The organism is Pseudoalteromonas sp. L21 (assembly GCF_021728035.1).
Taxonomy (GTDB): domain Bacteria; phylum Pseudomonadota; class Gammaproteobacteria; order Enterobacterales; family Alteromonadaceae; genus Pseudoalteromonas; species Pseudoalteromonas arabiensis.
The window spans coordinates 335,289-359,985 of the sequence record NZ_JAKKCV010000005.1 but is presented as its reverse complement, the minus strand read 5'-3'; the positions used below and the strand labels follow the sequence as shown (position 1 = coordinate 359,985).

Annotated in this window: 23 protein-coding genes and 1 riboswitch; of the genes, 14 read left to right on the top strand and 9 right to left on the bottom strand. The window is 42.0% G+C overall.

Features of this window, described 5'->3' with window-relative positions; translation table 11 throughout:
- The first annotated feature begins 206 nt into the window (after positions 1-206).
- Entirely contained in the window at positions 207-2,030 is a 1,824-nt protein-coding gene (typA, locus tag L3V41_RS16130) for a translational GTPase TypA (protein ID WP_062568223.1), read from the top strand.
- A gap of 144 nt (positions 2,031-2,174) precedes the next feature.
- On the top strand, positions 2,175-2,474 hold the full coding sequence (locus tag L3V41_RS16125; RefSeq protein WP_062568224.1) for a hypothetical protein: 300 nt from the start codon (positions 2,175-2,177) through the stop codon (positions 2,472-2,474).
- Positions 2,475-2,512: 38 nt separating this feature from the next.
- On the opposite strand, the gene L3V41_RS16120 is transcribed toward L3V41_RS16125, so the two are convergent.
- Together L3V41_RS16120 and L3V41_RS16115 are read right to left on the bottom strand one after the other, a co-directional pair.
- A complete protein-coding gene (locus L3V41_RS16120) occupies positions 2,513-3,604 on the bottom strand; it encodes an MBL fold metallo-hydrolase (protein WP_237128088.1) in 1,092 nt (363 codons plus the stop codon).
- Positions 3,605-3,735: 131 nt separating this feature from the next.
- Entirely contained in the window at positions 3,736-4,392 is a 657-nt protein-coding gene (locus L3V41_RS16115) for a DUF2959 domain-containing protein (RefSeq protein ID WP_062568226.1), read from the bottom strand.
- Positions 4,393-4,478: 86 nt separating this feature from the next.
- On the opposite strand from L3V41_RS16115, the gene L3V41_RS16110 reads away from it, so the two are divergent.
- The 3 genes from L3V41_RS16110 to dtd are packed head-to-tail and all read left to right on the top strand — an operon-like array spanning position 4,479 to position 6,755.
- On the top strand, positions 4,479-5,351 hold the full coding sequence (locus tag L3V41_RS16110; protein ID WP_062568227.1) for a virulence factor BrkB family protein: 873 nt from the start codon (positions 4,479-4,481) through the stop codon (positions 5,349-5,351).
- A 25-nt stretch (positions 5,352-5,376) separates the two neighbouring features.
- Complete coding sequence (locus L3V41_RS16105; RefSeq protein ID WP_062568228.1) at positions 5,377-6,330, top strand: alpha/beta fold hydrolase; 954 nt, start codon at positions 5,377-5,379, stop codon at positions 6,328-6,330.
- Positions 6,318-6,755 carry a D-aminoacyl-tRNA deacylase gene (dtd, locus tag L3V41_RS16100; RefSeq protein WP_062568229.1) on the top strand — a complete coding sequence of 146 codons (438 nt, stop codon included), beginning with the start codon at positions 6,318-6,320 and terminating at the stop codon, positions 6,753-6,755. The genes L3V41_RS16105 and dtd overlap by 13 nt, the downstream gene beginning before the upstream one ends.
- Here dtd and L3V41_RS16095 read toward each other — a convergent pair whose 3' ends face one another.
- Positions 6,756-7,445 carry a fused MFS/spermidine synthase gene (locus L3V41_RS16095; protein WP_062568230.1) on the bottom strand — a complete coding sequence of 230 codons (690 nt, stop codon included), beginning with the start codon at positions 7,443-7,445 and terminating at the stop codon, positions 6,756-6,758.
- 225 nt (positions 7,446-7,670) lie between these two features.
- Here L3V41_RS16095 and L3V41_RS16090 point away from each other — a divergent pair, with 225 nt between their 5' ends.
- A complete protein-coding gene (locus L3V41_RS16090) occupies positions 7,671-8,564 on the top strand; it encodes a bifunctional GNAT family N-acetyltransferase/hotdog fold thioesterase (RefSeq protein WP_193988152.1) in 894 nt (297 codons plus the stop codon).
- A 51-nt stretch (positions 8,565-8,615) separates the two neighbouring features.
- Here the strand turns inward: L3V41_RS16090 and L3V41_RS16085 are convergent, their stop codons facing one another.
- From L3V41_RS16085 to dapA, 5 genes are all read right to left on the bottom strand, one after another.
- Positions 8,616-9,653, bottom strand: a complete 1,038-nt coding sequence (locus L3V41_RS16085; RefSeq protein ID WP_193988153.1) for a phospholipase A — start codon at positions 9,651-9,653, stop codon at positions 8,616-8,618.
- Positions 9,654-9,829: 176 nt separating this feature from the next.
- A complete protein-coding gene (locus L3V41_RS16080; protein ID WP_193988154.1) occupies positions 9,830-10,948 on the bottom strand; it encodes a succinylglutamate desuccinylase/aspartoacylase family protein in 1,119 nt (372 codons plus the stop codon).
- A 5-nt stretch (positions 10,949-10,953) separates the two neighbouring features.
- Positions 10,954-12,159: a PLP-dependent decarboxylase gene (locus tag L3V41_RS16075; protein ID WP_237128087.1), complete on the bottom strand. Its 1,206-nt coding sequence runs from the start codon at positions 12,157-12,159 to the stop codon at positions 10,954-10,956.
- A complete protein-coding gene (locus L3V41_RS16070) occupies positions 12,159-12,899 on the bottom strand; it encodes a 2,3,4,5-tetrahydropyridine-2,6-dicarboxylate N-succinyltransferase (protein ID WP_237128086.1) in 741 nt (246 codons plus the stop codon). The genes L3V41_RS16075 and L3V41_RS16070 overlap by 1 nt, the downstream gene beginning before the upstream one ends.
- A gap of 14 nt (positions 12,900-12,913) precedes the next feature.
- Complete coding sequence (gene dapA / locus L3V41_RS16065; RefSeq protein ID WP_237128085.1) at positions 12,914-13,798, bottom strand: 4-hydroxy-tetrahydrodipicolinate synthase; 885 nt, start codon at positions 13,796-13,798, stop codon at positions 12,914-12,916.
- A gap of 137 nt (positions 13,799-13,935) precedes the next feature.
- Positions 13,936-14,132: riboswitch (Lysine riboswitch) on the bottom strand.
- A 182-nt stretch (positions 14,133-14,314) separates the two neighbouring features.
- On the opposite strand from dapA, the gene L3V41_RS16060 reads away from it, so the two are divergent.
- The 6 genes from L3V41_RS16060 (at position 14,315) to L3V41_RS16035 (ending at position 22,823) form a co-directional block, all read left to right on the top strand.
- On the top strand, positions 14,315-15,010 hold the full coding sequence (locus tag L3V41_RS16060) for a DNA-3-methyladenine glycosylase I (protein ID WP_237128084.1): 696 nt from the start codon (positions 14,315-14,317) through the stop codon (positions 15,008-15,010).
- 8 nt (positions 15,011-15,018) lie between these two features.
- Positions 15,019-16,431, top strand: a complete 1,413-nt coding sequence (locus L3V41_RS16055) for a protein adenylyltransferase SelO family protein (RefSeq protein ID WP_237128083.1) — start codon at positions 15,019-15,021, stop codon at positions 16,429-16,431.
- A 382-nt stretch (positions 16,432-16,813) separates the two neighbouring features.
- Positions 16,814-17,863, top strand: a complete 1,050-nt coding sequence (locus tag L3V41_RS16050) for an OmpA family protein (protein WP_062568263.1) — start codon at positions 16,814-16,816, stop codon at positions 17,861-17,863.
- 282 nt (positions 17,864-18,145) lie between these two features.
- On the top strand, positions 18,146-20,743 hold the full coding sequence (gene acnB / locus L3V41_RS16045) for a bifunctional aconitate hydratase 2/2-methylisocitrate dehydratase (RefSeq protein ID WP_237128082.1): 2,598 nt from the start codon (positions 18,146-18,148) through the stop codon (positions 20,741-20,743).
- A 199-nt stretch (positions 20,744-20,942) separates the two neighbouring features.
- Positions 20,943-21,575 (top strand): 2OG-Fe dioxygenase family protein, encoded by a 633-nt coding sequence (locus tag L3V41_RS16040; RefSeq protein ID WP_130151508.1) that lies wholly within the window; start codon positions 20,943-20,945, stop codon positions 21,573-21,575.
- 9 nt (positions 21,576-21,584) lie between these two features.
- On the top strand, positions 21,585-22,823 hold the full coding sequence (locus tag L3V41_RS16035; protein ID WP_062568241.1) for a cysteine desulfurase-like protein: 1,239 nt from the start codon (positions 21,585-21,587) through the stop codon (positions 22,821-22,823).
- A 54-nt stretch (positions 22,824-22,877) separates the two neighbouring features.
- On the opposite strand, the gene L3V41_RS16030 is transcribed toward L3V41_RS16035, so the two are convergent.
- Positions 22,878-23,582, bottom strand: coding sequence for a 2OG-Fe(II) oxygenase (locus tag L3V41_RS16030; RefSeq protein WP_062568242.1), 705 nt, complete (start codon positions 23,580-23,582; stop codon positions 22,878-22,880).
- A 36-nt stretch (positions 23,583-23,618) separates the two neighbouring features.
- Here L3V41_RS16030 and L3V41_RS16025 point away from each other — a divergent pair, with 36 nt between their 5' ends.
- Positions 23,619-24,017 carry a thioesterase family protein gene (locus tag L3V41_RS16025; RefSeq protein ID WP_193988161.1) on the top strand — a complete coding sequence of 133 codons (399 nt, stop codon included), beginning with the start codon at positions 23,619-23,621 and terminating at the stop codon, positions 24,015-24,017.
- Between the two features lie 81 nt (positions 24,018-24,098).
- On the top strand, positions 24,099-24,677 hold the full coding sequence (locus L3V41_RS16020) for an aminodeoxychorismate/anthranilate synthase component II (RefSeq protein ID WP_062568244.1): 579 nt from the start codon (positions 24,099-24,101) through the stop codon (positions 24,675-24,677).
- The last annotated feature ends 20 nt before the right edge of the window (positions 24,678-24,697 follow it).

Genomic DNA, 24,697 nt, shown 5'->3' with positions numbered 1-24,697 from the left:
GTTCATAAATTTGTCATTTATAAAACAGATACTTAGAAAAAGCTTGAAGAAAGTTTATAAATTTACATTGGATAAACTTTCATCCATGCCATTATTAAGGGATAATATGCGCCCTTTTAAATCCTATGCTGGGACATCTGGTGAAAACTCAGATGAGTGCGTAGATCTTGCAGGATCAATGAGATTCAATTTCTCTGAGAAAAAATATGAGCATCGAAAAGTTAAGAAATATAGCGATTATCGCCCACGTTGACCACGGTAAAACAACTTTGGTTGATAAACTGCTTGAGCAATCAGGCACATTAGAAACGCGCGGCGGTAACGAAGAGCGCGTAATGGACTCAAACGACATTGAGAAAGAGCGTGGTATTACCATTTTAGCTAAAAATACAGCTATCTCTTGGAATGACTACCATATCAATATCGTAGATACCCCAGGACACGCCGACTTCGGTGGTGAAGTAGAACGCGTACTTTCGATGGCTGACTCAGTATTACTACTTGTTGATGCTCAAGAAGGTCCAATGCCACAAACGCGTTTCGTAACGCAAAAAGCATTCGCACAAGGTTTAACGCCGATTGTTGTTATCAACAAAATCGACAAACCAGGTGCACGTCCTGACTGGGTTATGGACCAAGTTTTCGATTTATTCGATAACCTAGGTGCAACTGATGAACAGTTAGACTTTAAAGTAATCTATGCATCAGCTATCAACGGCTGGGCAACAATGGATTTAGACACGCCATCTGACAACATGGAACCTATGTTCCAGATGATCGTTGACGAAGTATCTCCACCGGATGCCGATCCTGAAGGTGCTCTTCAAATGCAAATTTCTCAGCTTGACTACAACTCATACATCGGTGTTATCGGTGTAGGTCGTATCAAGCGTGGTACTGTTCGTCCTAACCAACAAGTAACGATTGTGAGTGCAGACGGTACTAAGCGTAACGGTAAAGTTGGCCAAGTAATGAGTTACTTAGGTCTTGAGCGTCACGAAGCAGAATCTGCGGGCGCAGGCGACATCATTGCAATTACAGGTCTTGGTGAGTTAAAAATCTCAGACACTATCTGTGATGTAAATACCGTTGAAGCATTACCACCACTAAGCGTTGATGAGCCGACAGTAACAATGACGTTCTCTGTAAACACATCACCATTTGCTGGTAAAGAAGGTAAATTCGTCACTTCACGTAATATCCTTGAGCGTTTACAAGCTGAGCTTGTACACAACGTAGCACTACGTGTTGAAGAAACTGATAATCCAGATAGCTTCCGTGTTTCTGGTCGTGGTGAGTTACACTTAGGTATCTTAATCGAGAACATGCGTCGTGAAGGTTACGAGCTTGCGGTTTCTCGTCCACAAGTAATCCTTCGTGAAGTTGATGGTCAAAAAGAAGAGCCATACGAAACACTTACAATCGACTGTCAAGAAGAGCACCAAGGTTCTATCATGGAACAAATTGGTCTTCGTAAGGGTGAACTAACAGACATGTCTCCAGATGGTAAAGGCCGTGTACGTATGGACTTTATGATCCCAAGTCGTGGCTTAATAGGTTTCCAAACTGAATTTATGACATTAACCTCTGGTTCTGGTCTTCTTTACCATACATTCGATCACTACGGTCCACATAAAGGCGGTACTATTGGTGCGCGTAAGAATGGTGTAATGATTGCGAACGCAACGGGTAAAGCACTTACTAATGCATTATTTAACTTACAAGACCGTGGTAAGCTATTCATTGGTCACGGTGTTGAAGTTTACGAAGGTATGGTTATTGGTATTCATAGCCGTGACAACGACCTAACAGTAAATGCACTTAAAGGTAAGCAACTTACTAACGTTCGTGCATCAGGTACTGATGAAGCGCAAACATTAACGCCACCACTAAACTACACGCTTGAGCAAGCGATTGAGTTCATCGATGATGACGAGTTAGTGGAAGTAACACCTGAGAGCATTCGTATTCGTAAACGTCACTTAACTGAAAGTGACCGTAAACGTGCGAGCCGTCAAGCTAAAGACTAATAACGTCTTTTAGTTTTAAAAAATATAAAAACCGTCGTATTGAAAAATACGGCGGTTTTTTTAGGCCTTTAAAATAAAGAGCTTCTAGTGACAACTCTTAACTTGTAAAATAAGACTGCCTACAAAAACAAAGGAATCGATTTAATGGACAAGGATCAAGTGGACGCGCAAATTGCTTTTTCTCAGATGCAGCGTAATGAATCCATCAATGAGAAAATAGATGCGCTCAGACCTAAGTGGTGGTCTATTATCAGTAAGTATGCAAGTTTTATTTTCACGCTTTTAGTTGTGCAATACTTCTTTCCTGAAACGATTGACCAGCCTGTTTTCTACTTTATTTTACTAATGATTTTTAATGTAAGTATTGCCCAATACTATGCAGATAAACAATTACATAAACGATTAGACTTACTTCATAGTTTAATAAAAGAGACGAAAGTCTAACCGTTTTGGTGTGTTAGATTGATAGGGGCAAGGTTTTACTACAGTGACACTTGCTCACCTTCATTCAGTATATATACGGGTACTTGGCTGCTCATGTCTTTTTGCATATGCAGTAATCGTAGCAATGCAGAGTGACTAGAATGGTCGCCCATTTGCCAGCTTGCGTTACCATACCCCCATGGGATCATCACTTTACAGCTTAGCTCCTCAGCTGCATTTAACGCATCTTCAGGTGTTGTGTGTACATAGCGGTACCATTTGCCGCTTTCTTGGTGGTAATAGGACGCTATCGGCATCAAACACACATCAATTTCGCCGTATTTTTGTTTAATATCCCGAAAATGTTTTGAGTAACCGGTATCGCCAGCAAAAAATAAGGTTTTTCCGTTTTGTTCGAGTAACCAACCATTCCATAAATCTTTATTGTGATCTTCATAAATGAAAGGCACTAAGATACGGCTGCTAAAGTGGTGAGCTGGCACGGCATGAATCGTTAAATCATTAATCTTGGTACTTGCGTACCACGCCATCTCTGAGATAGTAAAACCACCGGTAGGGAAGTTATCTGCAAATCCTAAAGGTACTAAATAGCGTGGACCATTGCCAATTTCTTCTATATCCGCTTTGTTAAAATGATCATAATGGATGTGTGAGTACATCACCGCATGTAGGCCATCAAGCTCTGTTTGCGTTGGCCAAGCCCCAGGTTTGCGATAGATACCGCCTGCGAGTTTGAAGGCCAAGTCTACAGGTGAATCAAACTGATCCTTAACGGGGTCAAACAGCAACTGCTCACCACTGGGTGATTGAATATAAAAGCCTGCATGACCTAACCAGCGAACTGTAAAGCCTGAATCGACTTTAGGTACTATTTGTTCGCCTTGATAGTGGCATTGTGAGTTGCTGTCGTTGCATACAAGCAGCTCAGACGTTTCATAGCAATTGTCGGTGCAGGTTGTTGGGTACTCTTTTTCACCGGGGTAAAGGTTATGGTAACGACCAGCCTGCTCTCCTTCGGTTTTTAACGGGGTAATCGTACCTTCGCCAGCAATAACATTAACAGTGTTAGAGTGGCTACAAGCTGCTAAAAGTGCAGCGGCGATAAGTGTAGGAAGTGTTTTTAAATGCATAACATGCTTACTTTTTATTCTTTGCCACGAGTTTAGCAAAATAAGATTTAAGATAAATCATTAAAAAGTAACAAGAGGTTACATAAAAAAGCCTACGTTTAAGTAGGCTTAGTGAAATTTGCGCAAGATGATTAGCTTGCTTTATTCATTTGCTCAATGAATTTATTTGAGTCTTCAATCGACTTATTCATATCATCCATTAAAATTTTGATGTCGCGTTTTAGATTCGTAAACTCGCCTTTGATAGCTGTTACAGCTTGTGCATTAAGGTTGTGTTTTAGATACAGCACGTTATCGTGAAGCGATGTTAATACAGGCTCCATTTTACTCTCAGCACTGCGCATTGAGCGTAACAGTTGGTCAAATTGGCGCTTGGTTGCATTAAGCTTTTTGCTGCTTTCACGCTTTAGAGAAGCGCTTTTATATTGCTCAAGCTCATCGCTCCATTCATCGAATAGCGCTTCGGCTACATCTTCAACTTTGTTGATGTTGGTGGTTACTTGATTCGCAGCTGCAAGGCTTGATTCATAATCATCATTGAGTTGGTTGTAGGCATCTTGTAGTTCGCCACCATCAAAGTTGATTAATGTGGTCAGCCTCTCTAATGCTGATTGAAATTCTTCTTGTGACTCTTGTTGAGACTCTTTAGTTTCTTCAACACGGTCAACTAAAATATCGCGCTTATGGACACCTACAGACTCCATGGCTGAATAATAAGCTGACTGACAGCCTGATAATGCCATGGTAACTGCAAATAGTGGTGCGCTTAAAAGTGTCAGTTTTTTCATTGAGTTCCCTTTTTGGATGCCTGTCATTTCAAATTATGTGGCGGATTGCTATGATTATCAAAACATTTTAGCAGAAAGTTGATTCTATGGATGAGAAGCTCAGTCGTTTTAAGCTGCAAATAAGTATTTTCCTAAAGCAGCAACCTAGTTGGTGGATGCAGTATTTGACGCGATGTATCGATGATCAAATTACGGTTAATGCTGGCTATTTGGCGTATGTGACCTTGCTATCGATTGTACCACTTGTTGCCGTGGGCGTGGCGATATTTTCTGCATTTCCTGGGTTTGAGAGTACCTTAGTGACAATCGAAAACTTTCTATTTACTAACTTAGTTCCCACATCGACTGATGTTATTAAAGAGCATATCAGTTCTTTTGCTGGTAACGCAAATAAGATGACGGCAGTCGGGGTCGGCTTTTTAGCGGCTGTGTCGTTGTTATTGATTAGAAATGTCGATGCTACCCTCAATCGTATTTGGCGAATCAAGAAAAAACGGCCGATGATGATTTCTTTTGCCGTGTATTGGATGGTTTTAAGCTTAGGACCTGTGTTATTGGGGGCAAGTATTGGCGTGACCTCTTATATTGTGTCGTTAGTGTCTTTTGCAGATCAAGGGATCCCCGGTTTTAGTGGATTCTTATTAAAGCTTTTACCTTACGTTATTTCCATGGTGGGCTTTATTATGCTCTATACTTTAGTACCTAACACACGAGTTCCATTTAAGGCGGCAATACCAGGGGCTTTATTTGCAGCCATGTTGTTCGAGCTGACGAAAAAAGGTTTTGCACTGTATATCAGTCATTTCCCATCCTATGAGGTTATTTATGGGGCCCTGGCGACCATTCCTATTTTGTTTGTATGGGTATATTTGTCGTGGATTGTTGTTTTACTCGGTGCAGAGTTTACCGTTTGTATCAGCCCGGAAAAAATTGAAGACACCCCTGATATAGATATTTAAACCAACTGCACCTAAGGAGAGCAAGGTGCAGTTTCATCCACAATACGTAGCTAACCGCGACTATCATCTGAGTGTAGGGGATGGTCATCAAATTCATGTTCAGGAGTTCGGAGAGCCCAGTGGCATCGCTGTCGTTGTCTGTCATGGGGGGCCTGGTTCTGGACTATGCCCTGAAAATTGTCGGTTTTTCGATCTTCAGCGTTATCGTGTAATTATGTTTAGTCAGCGTGGATGCGGTCACTCTACACCCCACGGAACGCAAGCGAACACGACCCAAGATTTGATCTCTGATCTTGAATTTTTACGCATCCAGCTTGGCGTTAAAAAGTGGCTTGTTAGTGGTGAGTCTTGGGGAGCAACATTGGCTTTGCTCTATGCGATTAGTCATCCTGAATCCGTTGCAGGGCTGCTTCTACGTGCTAGTTTCTTAGCCTGTGAAAGTGATTTTGCATGGTTGTATTCACAACAAGGGGCTGGCGCCCAATTTTACCCAGAAAGCTATAGAGAATTTGCAGGAGAACTGCGCGATTGGTCGCAGCTATTAGATTTTTATCAATGCCAGCTTAGTAGTGAAGACCAAATAAATGCTAATAAGTATGCAAAAAGATGGTGTCATTGGGAGCAGGTTTTATGTCACGCTGAGCCATGTACAAGCTGGTGTATATCTGAACCCCACTCAGCACTGAATCAAGCACGCTTAATGGTTCACTACTTTCGTCATCGTTGCTTTATTGAGGATCACTATATTACGAAACACAGTAATATATTGGCGCATATCCCTACTTGGTTTATTCATGGTCGAGCTGATTTGGTGTGTCGTTACAGTGCGGTGCAGCAATTAGCAGAGCGGCTCAATGCGCAATTGTTGATATTAGATGGCATTGGGCACAGCAGTGATAATCAGGTATATTTGGCGGCAATGCGACGTGCCGCAGATTTAATGTATATCAAGTTATCGAGGGAGCAATGCAAGGCTTAATTCAAAGAGTTACACAAGCGAAAGTAGAAGTGGCAGGCGAAGTAGTGGGTGAAATTTCACAAGGTATTTTGCTGCTATTAGGTGTGGAAAAACAAGATACTGAGCAAAGCGCTCAGAAGCTTTTACATAAAGTTAGTAATTACCGCATTTTTACCGATGAACAAGGAAAGATGAACTTAAGTTTGAATGATATCAAGGGAGAGCTTTTAGTGGTTTCGCAGTTTACGCTAGCGGCTGACACTAAAAAGGGCATGCGTCCAAGCTTTTCAAGTGCGGGCACACCAGCGCAGGCAAATGAGTTATATGAGTATTTTATCGCTCAAGCAAAAGAGGCCGGTTTACGTGTAGCGACTGGGCAATTTGCAGCTGACATGCAAGTGAGCCTGTGCAACGATGGCCCTGTAACGTTTAACCTATCAGTATGATTACTTTGTGATCATGACGATATGATTGACGTAGTTAGGAATTTTTTCAATACTTGGGCGTTTACCAAATTCAGTGATGAGTAAGTGCTCAAGTTGTTTTAGCTGTGATGGATGGTTTGACAGAAAATTTATGAATAGTAAGCCATCTTTTGCCATTGCTGCACGTAACTTGGCATAAAATTGATGTTTAAATAAAAATAATGGTGCATCTACTTCACTGAATAAATCTAAAATAATCCAATCATACTCATGGCCTTGCTCTAACACCTGCTGAGCATCGAAGCAGCGTAAATTATTATCATGATGACCACCAAAATAACGTTTGTAGCAGTGAATAATATCGGGGTTTTTATCAACAGAAGTTAAGTGGCTTTGCGGGTAGGTATGCTGTAAATAATTTCGGATAGCACCTCCACCTAACCCCAGCTCGAGTATTTTGTTGGGTTCCTCCAACTCTTGCCAAAGCCTTGCAAGGTACTGTAAATGAGGGAAAAGTAATCGTGCAGGGCGACGCTTTTCGACTACAGATTGTAATGTTTCATTAATTAGCAGCCAGCGAAACTGATTCATTTGTCTTACTTGAATAGACTCCCTGCCTTGCTTATGCCAATAAATAAGCTGCCCGAGCCTGTGGCAATCTTCAATGAAACACTGTTTTATCGCGCCACTGGGTTCAAAAAAATGTTCCATATTTCGGGCCTTTAAGTTTTTGTGTATAAAGTATGACAATTACTTCAGCATAGACCAGCCTAGCTAAAGTGCCAATTGTGCAGTAGTTTTTACAGCGAAGAATAATAATTTTGGCTAGGTCACCAAAGTATTATTCCAACTTGATGGAAGATAGCGTATCGTAATTTGCATTCGTTAGGCCACGAAAAAACAACATGAGATGGCTGAATTATCACAGGAGTATTTATGTTTAAAGTGACCACCCCACAAAGCAGCGAAGATTGGCAAGCGTATTATTCATTGCGTTGGCAGGTTTTAAGAGCGCCATGGGGCGAGCCGCGCGGTTCTGAACAGGATGATCTAGAGCAAGACGCAGAGCACCGCTTTATCAAAAATAATGATGGTGAAGTATTAGGTGTGGCACGTCTTCACTTTAATAATCATCAGCAAGCGCAAGTACGTTACATGGCGGTAGCCGAAGGTAACCGCAATCAGCATATTGGTAGCCGTTTATTACATGAATTAGAAAAAATCGCATGGACTCAAGATGCAGATGAACTCGTGTTGTTTGCTCGTGAGCGAGCTCTTGATTTCTATAAGCGTCATGGATATGAATTAAAGGAAAAAGCACATTTAGCTTATGATGACGTACAGCACTGGAAAATGATTAAACAAAAGCCCTCTGAACCAGGCTGGTTCCGTCACCCCAATTGGACACAGGTGCTACAAAATACATGGCGTGAATCAATTCCAATTAGTGATGCGATGGGTATTAAAGTTGAAAGTTATACTGATTGGCAGTTTACTACCCGTGCTGATTTAGATGCGAACTTAAACCTTCACAACACCATGTTTGCTGGCTCTATTTATAGTTTAGCCACATTAACAGGGTGGGGAGCAACTTACCTTGCACTGAAAGAAGCAGGCCTTGAAGGGAATATCGTGTTAGCTGATGCCAACATTAAATACCTTAAACCACTGAATAATGATCCACGTGGATGCGTTGAACTAAAAGGCTGTAAAGGTAAACTCACCGATTTAGAGGCAAATGGTAAGGCAAGCTATCATGTTCCTGTAAATATTTATGATGGTGATGTGTTAGTTGCAGAATTTGAAGGTCACTTCATCGTTAAAAAATAACGAATATTCAGAGCGAGCTAACTAAAGCTCGCTCTTCATTATTTATTGCAGTTAAAGTAAGTCAGTTAACAGAATACCCACGCCAAAGCGTTCAATATCGGCGTTGTAATCAATCAAACTCTCACCATAACCATTAAAGTACTGTGCATAACCACGTAACCTGCCCCAAAGAGGGAAAGACCAATCGAGTTGAATTGCCCCACGATTATCTGAATTTAGATTATTACGTGTCATAAAGCTGAATTCATGTTCGTTATAACGGTAAGCGCCAGAAAACTCAAAGTAACCCATGTATTTATAGATATCAGGGTTGTCATCACCACTGGCTTCTAGTTCATCGTCTTTTTTATCTTCTGGGATGCGGTACCAAGGCTTGAAACCAAACACGAACCCCTCTTTTTCCCATAAAAAGTTGGCATAAATACGGTTCCATGAACGTGAGTTTGGTTGGCTGCGGCCATTTGATTGATGTGATGCACCAATCGCAATTGCCATTTCATCTCCCCACAAGACATTTTCTTCATCAAGGTAGTTTATCCAGAAAACTTCTGGCTCATAGTTAGTTTCACGAAATGGTGACGAAATATCTTTGTTGTAAAACTGCCAAAACGACTGCATCGTAAACGCAAAATACACACCTTGGTCTTTATCTGAGAAGCCCTCAAAGACAGGTACCTTAATTGATAGCTGATATTTTACTTCTAGGTTATCGAGAGGCTCACCATTTGTTTCTTCTGCCAGATCCTTCAAACCGTCAAAAGGGCGAGTATTTGGGTGCGATACGTAAGACAGTGGCAAGATATAGTTACGTTTATGCGGCGTGATTACATTGCGGTTCTTTTTACTTACTTCCTCGCGTGCTTTTCGTTTATCAAGTGCAGTAAGCTTTTTACTTTCATCTAAGTCTGAGCATTTTTTGCGAAGTTCTTCGAGTGTTTGTTTACCGTCACCGCCAATCGCTTCATTTAAAATACATTGTTTTACTAATTCGAGCGCGTCATCTTGTTCATTGGTTTTTGTTTCTTCAGTCTGCGCCATAACAGGTACAGAAAGTAAACTAGCGACAGCTAGCCACATGCGCCATCCCATTGCGATTTCCTTATTGAATAGAGGTGAAGTTGAGATAAGTATAACGATTTTTACATAAGTAACCGTGAACTTGTACTGAATTGTTAAATTTTTAGGTAAATAGAGCCCCAAGCGAAACTTGGGGCTCTGCTGTTACGGCCTAAGCCGTGACTCTCACGCAATGAGAAGAGGTGAGCTTATAGCTCAAATACGTTGGTAAAAAACTTATATAATTCGGTGCCTTGATTCACGCTTGCTGACGCGAAGTGTAAAATGGCAATTGCATCTTTATCAAAACTGAGTGTTTGCAATGGTTGTTCTGATAGATAACGCTCCATTCGTAGGATATGGGCGATAGGTTCACCCGCTTTAATATGGCCACCCAGCGGGGCAAGGTATTCGACCATGCCGCCCATGGGGGCGTAGTAAGCAATATAATCTTCAAGCATACTGGCATAGCGTGTCATCACTTTTGGTTGATATGCTGCATCAACCAATACCTCTTTGTGGTTGAGGTAACTTAAAATACTATTTGCGTCTTCAAGTGCTGCACTTAAATCGATTTTTTCTTGGCTACCTAACTCAACGGTGAATGCTTCGACTGGAACTGCAAATTCACGGCCTTGTTTGGCAAGTTCTTCAGAAAGCGACCACCAAGGACAGAAACTCGCTTCATCCATCGCGCCATCAAAATCATTCGGGATCAATAACACATGCTCAATGTTGAAATAGCGGGCGCTGCCTTTAGCGTATTCAGGGCAGTATAAGTGCTGACTTGAGATAGGCCCAGTGTGAAGGTCTAAAACAATATCAGCCTGATGGGCGAGCTTTTGCAAGTTAAGGGCAATACGTTTACCGGTTGTTAGGCTGTAATCTGGGCCCGTTAATTGGCTGTCAATGTCAGTAACGAGTGCCCGTTTAAACGCTGCTTTAAGGGTCGCATCATCACTGTCTTTGTGCTGTTCAGCAATTTGTGATGGTAACGCTTTGTTAAAGCGATACATACGGTTCCAGTTGGTGCCCGTAATTGGATCGAAGCGACCTAAGGTAAACTCACCTGATTTTTGGTTGCAACCAATAGGGTTGGCATAAGGCACTAGGGTAATATCGCCACGCAGTTTGAGAGATTTTAGCTGCTCAAGCAATTGATAAATTACTGCATTACCTTGTACTTCAGCGCCGTGCATATTGGCTTGTACATACACGTTTGGTCCTGAGCCATCGCCTTTTAAGCGATACACAGGGATTGTCAGTGGTAGGCCGTTGGCAATCTCGCCAACCACAATATTCTCTTGGCTGATTAATTCTTTACTCATGGCAATTACCTTAAATAATAGCTGGCATTTTCAGCGCTACGGATGCACTCAATATTGCCTTGTTCAAGGATGTATTCAGCCGCTAATTCGTGGCATAAAAAGTACGGCATACTTTCGGTAAAGCCGTATGCACCACATTGGCTGAATACCAACCAGTCTTGTTCATTTAAATCGCTTGCTAATTGGTGTTCACCCAAGCAATCAAGGGCGGTGCAAAGTGGGCCGTATAAAGTCATTGCCTTAGGTTCAGCTGTCGATTTACGCAATAACGCCGCAGGAAAATTTTGGCTTGTCACTGCAGGGCGAAGTAAATGGTTAATACCGCCTGATAAAATCACCTGCTGTTGATTGTAATTCTCTTTGCGCTCAACGACTGGGGTTGCGTAATGACCACATTCGCCCACCGCATAGCGGCCAAGTTCCATCCAAAGCTCTTTGACACCAGCATCAGCTTTAATGCTCGCGAGGGTCTCGATAAGTGCAGACCAATCAAGTCGGTTAGCATCTTGGGTATAAGGGATGCCTAAGCCCCCGCCTAAATCGAGAATATTAAGATTAATATTTAGTGAGTTAGCCAGCTGTTGTAATGGCGAGATCATCGTGCGCCATAACTCTGCGAGCTTGTTAGTGCTCAGCATATTGCCCCATTGGAAAATATGCAGACCGTCAAAGCTAAGAGCTGGGTAATCACTGACCGTGAGAGCTTGCCACTCATCACAGCCCAAACCAAAAGGAGTGAGGCTGTCGCCGCCAAGCGGGTTCTTTTCGCTGTCTGGCCAACGCAGTTGTACACGCAATAGAATTTGCAACTGACAATTTGCTTTCATTGCTTGTTCGTTTAACCAGCGCACTTGGTTAATGCTCTCGGCCACAAAGGTACGTACGCCGCGAGCAATAAAATGTGAAATTTGTGTAGGGCTCTTTGCAGGCCCTGTGTTGAGCACGCGCTCGCTATCGATGCCCTGAGCAAGTACTTGCTCAAGTTCACCTTTGCTTGCAACATCAAAGTTAAACCCTGCGCTGTCTAAACATTGAATAATGCGAGACAGTGGGTTGGCCTTAACGGCATACCAAAGTTTCACATCGGTTTGCGCAGTCAGTTGATTTAAATGTGCAGTTAATTTATCTAAATCATAGATAAAAAATGGCGTATCAAGATGCGTTGAAACGTGTGCAACCGCTTGCTTGATGGGCGTGCTCAAAAAGCTCATTAACGTAAAACCTCTTCTAACAATAATGATGCATCGCTTTGTTCGTCACGGTATTTCACTATCAGTGCACAAGACATGCTTAGACCTTGCTCGCGAGCCCACGCATTTGAAGCAGGGCGAGAGCCTGGGATCACAATCGCGTTTTCTGGGATCGCTTCACCTTTATCTAGCTGGCGCTCATTCACACAATCGTAGACGGGAATAGTTGCAGATAAGCGCACACCCGGCGCAAGCACAGCACCTTTTTTCACAACCACACCTTCAACAATAACGCAGCCTGCGCCGATGAATGCATCATCTTCAATCACCACTGGGCTGGCACCAATTGGCTCAAGTACGCCACCTAACTGTACTGCTGCACTTAGGTGGACATTTTTACCTACTTGTGCGCATGAGCCCACTAGTGCGTGGCTGTCGACCATCGTGCCTTCATCGATAAAAGCACCAATATTTACATACGCTGGTGGCATGATAATCGTGCCTTTGGCAACGTGTGCGCCACGACGAACACTGCTACCACCTGGTACCATACGCACGCCTGCATCGGCTGCAAAGCCTTGTGGTGCTAAGTTGTGCTTATCAACAAAACCACCTGGGAACTCGGTATTCGTGCCATTTTTGAAAGCTTCTAAAATGCCTTGCTTAACGTCAACATTGGCGTGCCAGTTGCCGTTCTCGTCTTGTGTTGCTGCGCGAACTGCGCCTGATTCTAAGTTGTTTAATAATTCTAACCAGCTCATGATAAAACCTGTTTTTAGTTCCAAGATAAAATTGTGTTGTTTGCGTGGGTGATGCCGTCTGTTTGCTCAAGCTCTAAATGCGTAAGCGGCGGACGTAAATGCGGGGTATTTATTTTACCTTGCAGGTGCATCAGTACTTTTACGGGGATTGGGTTTGCCACAGCGAATAAACTTTGGATTGCTTGCGACCAATCGGTGAATAGATTTGGGTATTGACCACTTAAACTGCGTTTAACAAACTCATGGGTTTGACTCGGCCAAGCATTCGCGGCAACCGACACTAAACCTTTTGCACCAGCTTGAGCAAAATATGGCATAAGTGCATCATCGCCACTGAAAATGGCCAGTGTTGGCGATGCCGTTCTAAAACCTTCAAATTTACTAATGTCGCCACTGGCTTCTTTTAAAGCCCACAGGTTTTCGTGCTCAGCAAGGTTTTTGATCACCTGGGGTGCAATCTCAACTGCGCTTCTTCCAGGTACGTTATACAACATACAAGGGTGATGACTTGCGTTAAGTAGGCTTTCAAACCAATGTGTTTGGCCAACAACCCCAGGTTTTGCATACAGAGGTGAGCCCAATAGATAGCCATGAATAGGGAGTTGATTGCAGTATTCAACCCAAGCAATTTGTTGCTTAAGGTTCATGCCGCCTACAGCAACCATGAGGGGGACACTCGGTGCTAATTGGCAAACATGCTCAACAATGGCTTGCTGCTCTTTAAGTGAAAGCGCCAGTCCTTCACCGGTACTGCCAAGTAATAAAATGCCGTTATTTGCATCTTGCTGCTCAGCCACCAGTTGTTCAAGGGCCGTGTAATCGACCTCGCCAGATTCAGAAAATGGCGTGACAAGCGCTGTCCATAATGGATAGTCGTTTAAATCAAAATTGTTGATCATCTCTCACGAACTTATAAGGTATTCGAAGAGTTTATGCGGGAACATTTGAATGGAGCCGCATGTCGTCATTCGAACAAGGTATAATTCGAAGAGCGAATGGGCTTAAAATAATAAAGACGCGACGGCCTTATTATACTAAGACCAGAAGCTCTCCACCAAACTAATCAATAGCACTTTGCTATTGTTGGTGACAGTCGCTGGGATTCAGCCCAGTCGCCCGAAATAAGCACCTCACAAACGGTGTTACTTCTCGGCGTTAATTCCCCTCACGTATGATCAACAGAGTCTGTGCTCTTCCCATACGCTACCTGAATAACGCACCTCTTCCAGCCCTTTATGCTCGCTTTAAAGGTTAAAGCCAACATAGTTAAATAGGGTATATTCGGCGATTAAAGCATTTTAGCCATCTAGGTGTCAAGGCGAAGGGTTTGTTTTTAGTGACCGATTTTGCAACATGGTTACGTATAAGCGTGTTTTTACGTACACTTAGCGTTAACCAAATAAATTGGAAAAATGATGGAAAAATTTAACGATATTTATCAACGAGCCGTATCTCGAAAGGGCAGCGAAGACATGCTGCAGGCACTGTTATCAAACCCGCTCGATGATACTGATATTGCCAAAATGCATGACGATTTATGGTTAGAAGAGTTCACACGTAAAGTTTTTCAAAGTGGCTTTTATTGGTCTGTTATCAATAACAAGTGGGCAGGTTTTCGCGACGTGTTTTGGGATTTCAGCGTAGAAAAATTGTTGATGATGCCACCGGATATGCTTGAGCAAAAAGCCAGTGACGAGCGCATAGTTCGTAATTTTAAAAAAGTACAAACGATCCCAGAAAACGCATACATGATCCACGAAGTTGCTGAGAAACATGGCAGCTTCAGCCAGTTTATTGCGGATTGGCCAACTGACAATATTATTGGCTTGTGGGCCTATCTTAAAAAACATGGTGCGCGTTTAGGAGGGAATACTGGCCCTTACGCTTTGCGAGCGCTTGGTAAAGATACCTTTTTACTTTCTCGCGATGTAGAAACCTACTTGCGTGCTCACGAGTTGATAGACGGGGGCTTACAAACTAAAAAATCGTTACAAGCAGCGCAAGATTTTTTCAATGAACTACAACAGCAAAGTGGCTATAGCCTGCAAGCACTTAGTCAGCTTGTGGCCTATGGGGTTGGTGATAACCGCGTAGGTGTAGCCACACGTTAAGGACAGCTATGAAACTGCAAACTCGATACACAGATATTAGTGAACTGCTTGCCATTAAAGATATGCCGAGCGCCGTTGCTGAGCCGCAATTACTGCTATTCAATGATAGGCTAGCTGATAACTTTTTAATTAAACATGACAGCGAACTTTTAGCTAAATTGCTATCTGGTTCAACGATAGATAGCGCCGTTGCTCCGGTTGCACTTGGTTACTCAGGTCATCAGTTTGGTCATTTTTCACCGCGTCTTGGTGATGGCAGAGCGCATTTGCTTGGTGCGATTGAGGATCAAGGAGGCACATTGTGGGATGTGCAATTAAAAGGGGCGGGAGCAACTGTATTCTCGCGCGGTGGTGATGGTCGCTGTGCCATTGGCCCTGCAGTACGTGAGTACATTATGAGTGAGGCGCTTCATGCGCTAGGTATCGCGACTACACGCTGTTTAGCTGTGGTGACTACTGGTGAAACAGTATATCGCAATCCTCCTCGACCTGGTGCAGTCGTCACTCGCTTAGCTAAAAGCCATATACGTGTAGGTTCATTTCAATACTTAGCAACACAGGGTGATATAGAAGGGTTAGAAAAGCTTGTCGATTACGCTATCAGTTGTCATTTTCCTGAAATTAATAGCACGGGTGAAAAGCGCTATATTGACTTTTTAACAGCTGTACAAGACAAACAAATTGAGTTGATAGTAAGTTGGATGCGTGTCGGTTTTATACACGGAGTTATGAATACTGATAATACCTTGATAAGTGGTGAAACCATTGATTATGGTCCTTGCGCTATGATGAACAACTTTGATTTTGATACTGTGTTCAGCTCAATTGATCACCAAGGGCGCTATGCATTTGGTAATCAGCCGACGATTGCTAATTGGAATTGTGCACGCCTAGCTGAAAGTCTATTGCTCTTATTTAAAGATGAAAAACAAGCGCTTATAGACCTTTCGGCGGTTATAAATAGTTTTTCAACTCGGTTCAATGATGCCTTTAATTTGATGTGGCAACAAAAGCTGGGCTTAGAAAGCATGGAAGAAGATGAGCATATACTTGTTTCTGAATTGTTGACGTTAATGAAGCAACATAAATTGGATTATACCAACACATTTAATCTTTTGACTGAGTCATTACAGTCTCAGGTAACCATACCTGCCAATATAAAAGAATGGTATAAAAAATGGTTTTTAAGAACATCTACTCAAAGTTATAAAACGATGCGTGCTGTTAATCCTGCAGTCATTCCACGCAACCATAATATCGAAATGATTATAGGTGAATATGAGGGCTCTGGAAAAAGCGCTTCATTGGAAGCATTTTTGAAAGTGATATCAAATCCTTATATTTATAAAGCTGAAAATACACATTGGTACGCGCCTCCTAAGGAAGGTGATGCGAATTATCAAACTTTTTGTGGAACTTAAAAAATTCCAGAAAAGGCTGATTGTTAGCGACTGTGCCTAAGTGTAATATTTAACACCTACGCTAAAAAATATGACAGAACGCTCTTTATATTTAAGTTAACGCGCCCTGTTATTAGGTTTATTTTTTCTAGTTAATTTATAGTAATTATTTATTAACAATAATAACGCATTGTTAATTTGAATGACGATTTAACTATAGTATTAGGTAAGTTTTATATTATCACCTATAGTTTCTAATGACCTGAATCAAACTATGATTTGAGTTAGTAGTATAACCTGCTACCTATTAAGTATAGGTTAACAAAACGAAGAGTATTCTGCTTATAAAATGGGCTGGGATGACTTAGCTGAAAATTTTAATTGTGAAAATGGGAAGGAAACAATGAAATTAAAATCACTTACAATGGCGATCGCATTAGCTGCAACTAGTGCATCAACATTTGCTGCAGAAAAAGAAGGTTTTTATATCGGTGTATTCGGTGACTACTACGATGCATCTTGGATTGCAACAGATTACTCACCTAACGTGAGAACTGGTTATGCAACGGGCTTCGGTGCTGAGATTGGTTACCGATTCTCAGATTACTGGAGTGCTCGTTTAGAGTACGCTGATGGAAATATTGATACTGAACACCTAATCACGGGTGATAAGTACGACATGGACATGGATAGATACGGCATTGACATGCTGCACCATTTTTCTGGTGGTCCATTCTACGGTGTATTAGGTCTGAAAGAAATTGATGTGTACGAGAAAAGTACATTTGCAAATATTGGTTTAGGTTACCAGCACTTTGTAACTGAAGGTCTATCAGTTAACTTTGAAACATCTTACTACCGAGGTTTAGAGTTCAGTGAGTCAGACTTAAACGCTAAGTTTGGTGTAAGCTACTTATTCGGTCAATCAAGCGAGCCAGCGGCGCCTGTTGAGCCAGCTCCAGTTGTTGTTCAAGAGCCAACAGATTCAGATTCTGATAATGATGGTGTACTTGATGCTGATGACCAATGTGCAAACACGCCTATGACAGATGCTGTAGATGCAACGGGTTGTACTTTATATGAAGAGAAGCCAGTAACAATTAGCCTACTAGTTAGCTTTGCTCATGACTCAGCAGCCGTTCCACAACGCTACTTTGATGACATTGCTGAAGTTGCTACCTTCATGAAAGAAAACACAGACGCAACGGTTGTTTTAGAAGGTCATGCTTCAGCAGTAGGTGATGCTGAGTACAATATGACTCTATCTAAGAAGCGTGCGGATGATGTTGCTGATGAATTAATCAAAGACGGCATCTCTGAAGATCGTATTTCAACTGTAGGCTATGGTGAAGAGCGTTTGAAGAATGAAGCAAACACTTTAGAAGCTCACGCTGAAAACCGTCGTGTTGAAGCACAATTAACATCAACTCAACGTGTAAAAGTTATGCGTTAATAGTGAGTTGTAAGTTTTGATAAACCCAGCCAAGTGGCTGGGTTTTTTTATGGCCAAAATAAGAATGATTCTCACTTAATAAATATTCATCTGAATAGCTTTTTTTTTAACTACTATTCATGCTATTTATAGTGAATATAAAGTGCCTAACCGCAGCATGGATTTTCATCTATACTTAAAAGCTTTATAATCAATCGTCAGAATACTATAAGTACTGGGTTATATATTTGGTATTTAGTTTAATACTACCGAGTACTTTCACGTCACCAAGAGGGCAATATTGTGCTACAAGAATATCGTAAACACGTAGAAGAACGTGCCGCGTTAGGTATCGTACCAGCGCCATTAGATGCTCAGCAAACGGCTGATCTTATTGAACTAATTAAAAACCCACCAGCAGGCGAAGAAGAGTTTATTGTTGATCTTCTTGTTAACCGCGTACCACCAGGTGTTGATGATGCTGCTTACATCAAAGCAGGTTTCTTAGCTGCAGTTGCAAAAGGTGAAGCGAGCTCTCCACTGGTATCAAAAGAAAAAGCTGCTGAGCTACTTGGTACTATGTTAGGTGGTTACAACATTGCACCTATGATTGATCTTTTAGATGACGCAGCGTTAGCACCAATTGTTGTTAAAGGTTTATCTAACACATTATTAATGTTCGATGCTTTCTACGATGTAGAAGAAAAAGCGAAAGCAGGTAACGAGTTTGCTAAGCAAGTAATCGAGTCTTGGGCAAATGCAGAGTGGTTTGTAAACAAGCCTGCAGTTGCTGAAAAAATCTCAGTTACGGTATTCAAAGTAACTGGCGAAACAAATACGGATGACCTTTCTCCAGCACCTGATGCATGGTCACGTCCAGATATTCCACTACATGCTTTGGCAATGCTGAAGAATGAACGTGATGGCATCAATCCTGACAAACCAGGTGAAGTGGGGCCAATCTCACAGCTAGAAGAGCTTAAAACGAAAGGTTTACCTCTTGCGTACGTTGGTGATGTAGTTGGTACGGGTTCTTCTCGTAAATCTGCAACTAACTCTGTACTTTGGTTCATGGGTGATGATATTCCTCACGTACCAAATAAACGCGTTGGTGGTGTATGTTTAGGCGGTAAAATCGCGCCTATCTTCTTCAACACAATGGAAGATTCTGGTGCATTGCCAATCGAACTGCCTGTTGACGAGCTAAACATGGGCGACCAAATCGATATCTTCCCATACGAAGGTGTTGTTAAGCGTCACGGTACTGATGAAGTAATCTCTACTTTCTCTTTAAAATCAGACGTAATTCTTGATGAAGTGCGTGCTGGTGGTCGTATTCCACTAATCATCGGTCGTGGTTTAACGGATAAAGCGCGTGCATCACTAGGTATGGAAGCTGAAGATATCTTCCGCAAACCTGCTCTTGTAACTGATTCTGGTAAAGGCTTCACATTAGCTCAGAAGATGGTTGGTAAAGCATGTAACATGCCTGGCGTACGTCCTGGTCAATACTGTGAGCCGAAAATGACCACTGTTGGTTCGCAAGATACAACAGGTCCTATGACCCGTGATGAACTTAAAGATCTAGCATGTTTAGGTTTCTCTGCAGACTTAACAATGCAGTCTTTCTGTCATACATCAGCTTACCCTAAACCAATCGACGTAAACACTCATCACACACTTCCTGATTTCATCATGAACCGTGGCGGTGTATCACTACGTCCAGGTGACGGTGTAATCCACTCATGGTTAAACCGTATGTTATTACCAGATACAGTAGGTACGGGTGGTGACTCGCATACTCGTTTCCCTCTAGGTATTTCATTCCCAGCGGGTTCAGGTGCGGTAGCATTCGCAGCAGCAACAGGTGTAATGCCTCTTGATATGCCTGAGTCAATCTTAGTTCGTTTCAAAGGCGAAATGCAGCCAGGTATCACACTACGTGACCTAGTTCATGCTATCCCTTACTTTGGTATCAAAGAAGGTCTTCTAACAGTTGAGAAAAAAGGCAAAATCAACGAATTCTCTGGTCGCGTACTAGAAATCGAAGGTGTTGAGCACCTAACTGTTGAGCAAGCTTTCGAGCTTTCTGATGCATCAGCTGAGCGTTCAGCGGCAGGTTGTACAGTTAAACTTTCTAAAGAGTCTATTGCTGAATACCTAGAGTCAAACATTGTAATGCTTAAGTGGATGATCTCTGAAGGTTACGGCGATGTTCGTACTATTGAGCGTCGTATCACCGCAATGCAAGAGTGGTTAGCTAACCCTGAACTTATGGAAGCGGATGCAGATGCAGAGTACAAACATGTACTTGAAATCGACCTTGCAGACATTAAAGAGCCTATTCTTTGTGCTCCAAATGACCCTGATGATGCACGCCTTCTTTCAGACGTTACTGGCGAGAAAATCGATGAAGTATTTATCGGTTCTTGTATGACTAACATCGGTCACTTCCGTGCTGCAGGTAAACTACTCGATGGTTTCAGTGGTCGAATCCCAACTCAACTTTGGGTTGCACCACCAACGAAGATGGATAAAGACCAGCTTACTGACGAAGGTTACTACGGTATCTTTGGCCGTGTAGGTGCACGTATCGAAACGCCAGGATGTTCACTCTGTATGGGTAACCAAGCACGTGTTGCTGATAAAGCAACGGTTGTGTCTACCTCTACGCGTAACTTCCCTAACCGTCTAGGTACTGGCGCAAACGTATTCTTAGCATCAGCAGAGCTTGCAGCAGTAGCGGCAATCTTAGGTAAACTTCCTACACCTGCTGAGTACCAAGAGTACGCAGCTAAGATCAATGCAACGGCAGCTGATACATACCGTTACTTAAACTTCCACCGTATGCCTCAGTATACGAAAAAGGCAGATGAAGTAATCATTCAGCAAGCTGTTTAATAAGTAAATAGTGTATTTTTACTTTAAAGCCCGCATTTTTGCGGGCTTTTTATATTTTAGATTAAATTTTCATTATTTTGACTTTATCGATCTTAAAATTGATCAATAACTGCATAGAGTTTACATAATAACGCAATATTTTCCCTTCAATTGCATTAAAATCCTCGCCAATATTCTCAACATTTAAGGCGAGATCTTTATGACTACATTAAACAACCAGAACCTCTTACAACTTCGCTTTGTAAGCCAAGCACATATTGACGCAGTTAAGCCTTCTTTTGCTAACCTTCCTGCTAATCCATACGCAGATGGTGAATTTCGTAAGCGTCGTTATTCAGTAATTAAAGTTGTTGATGGCGAACTAAAACTACAAGCAACAAAAGCATTCGTACAAGACGACTCTATCAATACCTTTCAAGGTAATGTTGAGCGTACCTATGAAAATCTAGAAGATAGCTTATTAGCCACTGATGGCATGAAGCAAATCGTTAATCAGTTCCGCGATATGACCGGTATTAGCGATGACCGCGATATTGAAATCCATCAATTTAGAATGCTTGCGATCGACAGCGACACACCTGCTGCCCCTGAAGGTGTTCACCAAGATGGTTTTGATCACGTGTGTGTATGTGGTGTATCACACGAAAACCTAGAAGGTGGTGAGCTACTTGTGTATGAACACCAGCAAGCAGAGCCATGTTTCAAAATGGAAATTAAAGACGGCATGTTCGCGCTTATTAATGACCGTGAAGTATGGCACAACGCAACGCCAATGAATAAATTAGACGCAAGCAAAGAAGGTTACCTTGATTGCTTCGTACTAACTGCGTAAGGATAAAACATGAACTTAACGCAATTACGTCGCCAATTTCCTGCACTTATGCAACAAGTTGCAGGTCAGTCGCCGATTTTCCTTGATGGCCCAGGTGGCTCTCAAGTGCCACAGTCAGTTTTAAGTGCCATGACTGCTTATTTGGGTTACTACAACTCAAACTTAGGCGGTGCATTTTTCTCAAGTGATAAAACAGTTGAGTTAATGGCAAACGCTCGTCAAGCTGCAGCCGATTTACTAAATGCGCCATCTAAAGAGCAAATCGTGTTTGGTGCAAACATGACAAGCTTAACGTTTAGCTTTAGCCGTGCAATTTCGCGTGATTGGACTGAAAATGATGAAATTATTGTCACCAATGCTGATCACTTCTCAAACGTTTCATCGTGGCAGCAAGCTGCTGAAGATAAAGGTGCGACAGTAAAAACGGCGCTTATCAACGAAGCTGATTGCAGCTTAGACATGGCCCACTTTGAAAGCCTTTTATCAAGCAAAACAAAGCTTGTAGCAGTGACGTATGCATCAAACACCACAGGTTCAATTAATGACATTAAACGCATCGTTGAGCTTGCACATGCTGTTGGTGCGCTCGTTTATGTTGATGCCGTTCACTATGCACCTCATGAGCTGGTAGACGTACAAGCACTTGATTGCGACTTCTTAGCCTGCTCTGCATACAAGTTCTTTGGTCCTCACCTTGGTATTGTATATGGCAAACGTGAGCACCTTGAAGGTTTCACACCATACAAAGTTGAACCTGCAAAAGATATTGCGCCAGGTCGCTGGGAAACCGGTACACAAAGCTTCGAAGCCCTGGCTGGCCTTATTGCTGCGGTTGACTACATTGCTGCAATTAGTGAGCTTGATGACAGTCATGCACGCCGAGAAAAACTCGCGGCCGCTTTTGCTATCACTAAACAACACGAAATGTCACTCAGTAAGCATTTCTTAACTCGCTTAGCAGATTACCCACGTATTAAGTTATTTGGTATTAATGATTTGGCGCGTTTAGAAGAGCGTACACCGACCTTTGCTCTAACGTTTGAAGGTATCGAGCCGCGTATCGTGTCTGAATTTTTAGGCAAACAGCATATCTGTGTGTGGGATGGTAATTTCTATGCACAAGGTTTATGTAAGCAGCTAGGTGTATTAGATACCGGCGGTGTAGTACGTATTGGTTGTATGCATTACAACACTATTGAAGAACTCGATCAGGTTTTCGATTTATTTGATCAGTTATTAAAGATGTAAACACGTTACTAGTTAGCTATCAGAATGTCGTTTCTGATAGCTAATATAACAAGTTTACGACTGCGGCTGTCCATAAATTTGTTCTGCGCGGTTAAATAAAATCCACGACGTTAAAATATATTTATCATTTGAAATGGGCTTGTTGCCACGGTGAGTATGCGTGAAGTAACCTGGCGCTATTACCATAGAACCTTGTTTTGGTGATATTTTACGTTGTTGATAGTAAAACTCTGTTTCTCCGCCTTCTTCGACATCATTTAAGTAAAACATAAATAACAGCACACGATGCAAGGCTTCGTTATGGCCAATTTGTGGGTATACCTCACTATGCCAATACGGGTAGCCACCTTTATTAATGTCGTACTTTTGTGCCTGAATAGGACCCATTCTAAAAATTTGCTGGACTAATAGTGGCAGTTGAGGTTTACCGACTTCTTCATAGTTATCGTGTGTTAAATCAACTGGTTTTCCTGTTTTCGGATGATACACTTTCAACCCAAAGGCACCAATCATCATGAAAATGTGCTCTTCAATGTATTTAAAGACGTAACCAGCAGTGACTTGCTGAATGTGCTTTAATTGTTCAGCATATTCTGGGTGATTACTCAGATATAAGTCATGACTATCTTTCTTTGCTAAATCGATACCGCCAGAGGTCATGCCCTGCTTTAAATGCGCGCTTTGTTCAAATAGCGTGATAAAGTTGTCGCAAAATTCTTTACTAAGGGCGTTTTCGTATACACGAATAAAGTCCGTCATGAGCTACCTTTTATTTATATTTTTTATAGGGTTACTATGTTTACAGAAAAAATCTCGCCTCGTTTTAGCGAAACGGATGTTCTAGGGCACATCAACAATACCGTACTCCCCGTATGGTTTGAAGCAGCGCGTGTCCCTATTTTTAAATTTTTTACACCTGATTTAAACCCTCACGACTGGAAATTGATTATTGCTAAGGTTGAAGTCAGTTTTGTTGGTGAGCTTTTTTACGGCCATGAGGTTGAAATAAAAACAAGCGTGGAGCATATCGGTTCAAGTTCATTTGTGGTGAGGCAAGAAGCTTGGCAGCAAGGCACATGTTGCGCAGTCGGTAAAACAGTGTTGGTGCGCTATGATTTTAATAATAAATGCTCACAAAAGCTTGATGAAGATGAAAAAACAACACTTGCAGCTCATTTATTCGCTTCAGAATAGGGCATTTATGCCGACATTCTTTAGTGCTTGAGGTAATATACGCGCTCATTATTTTGAGTCCGTATTTCTGGGTTACACGCAATGCTGTTAATGATTGATAATTATGATTCGTTTACCTATAACTTAGTGCAGTATTTTCAGCGCTTAGATCAAGATGTATTGGTAAAACGAAATGATGAAATCAGTATTGCTGAAATCAAGCAGCTCAAGCCTGAGCACATTGTGCTTTCACCAGGACCTTGCTCTCCCAACGAAGCGGGTATTTCACTTGAGGTTGTTGAACAATTAAGAGGCCAGTTGCCAATTTTGGGAATTTGTCTTGGTCATCAATCTATTGCACAAGCTCTAGGAGCAAAGATTATTCGGGCCAAGCAGGTGATGCATGGTAAAACATCCGTTATTCAGCATACCAACCAAGGTGTTTTTACTGGGCTTGAAAACCCGCTTCGTGTGTGTCGTTACCACTCTTTGGTTGTTGATAAGCAAACATTACCCAATGAATTGACGGTTACCGCATGGACTGAAGTAAACCATGATTTAGACGAGATTATGGGCTTAATGCATCGTAACTTAGCGCTTGAAGGGGTTCAGTTTCACCCCGAGGCAATTTTGACAGAGCAGGGGCTTGAACTACTTGCTAACTTTTTAACTCGCTTCTAATCTTAAGTTTATTGAATTAA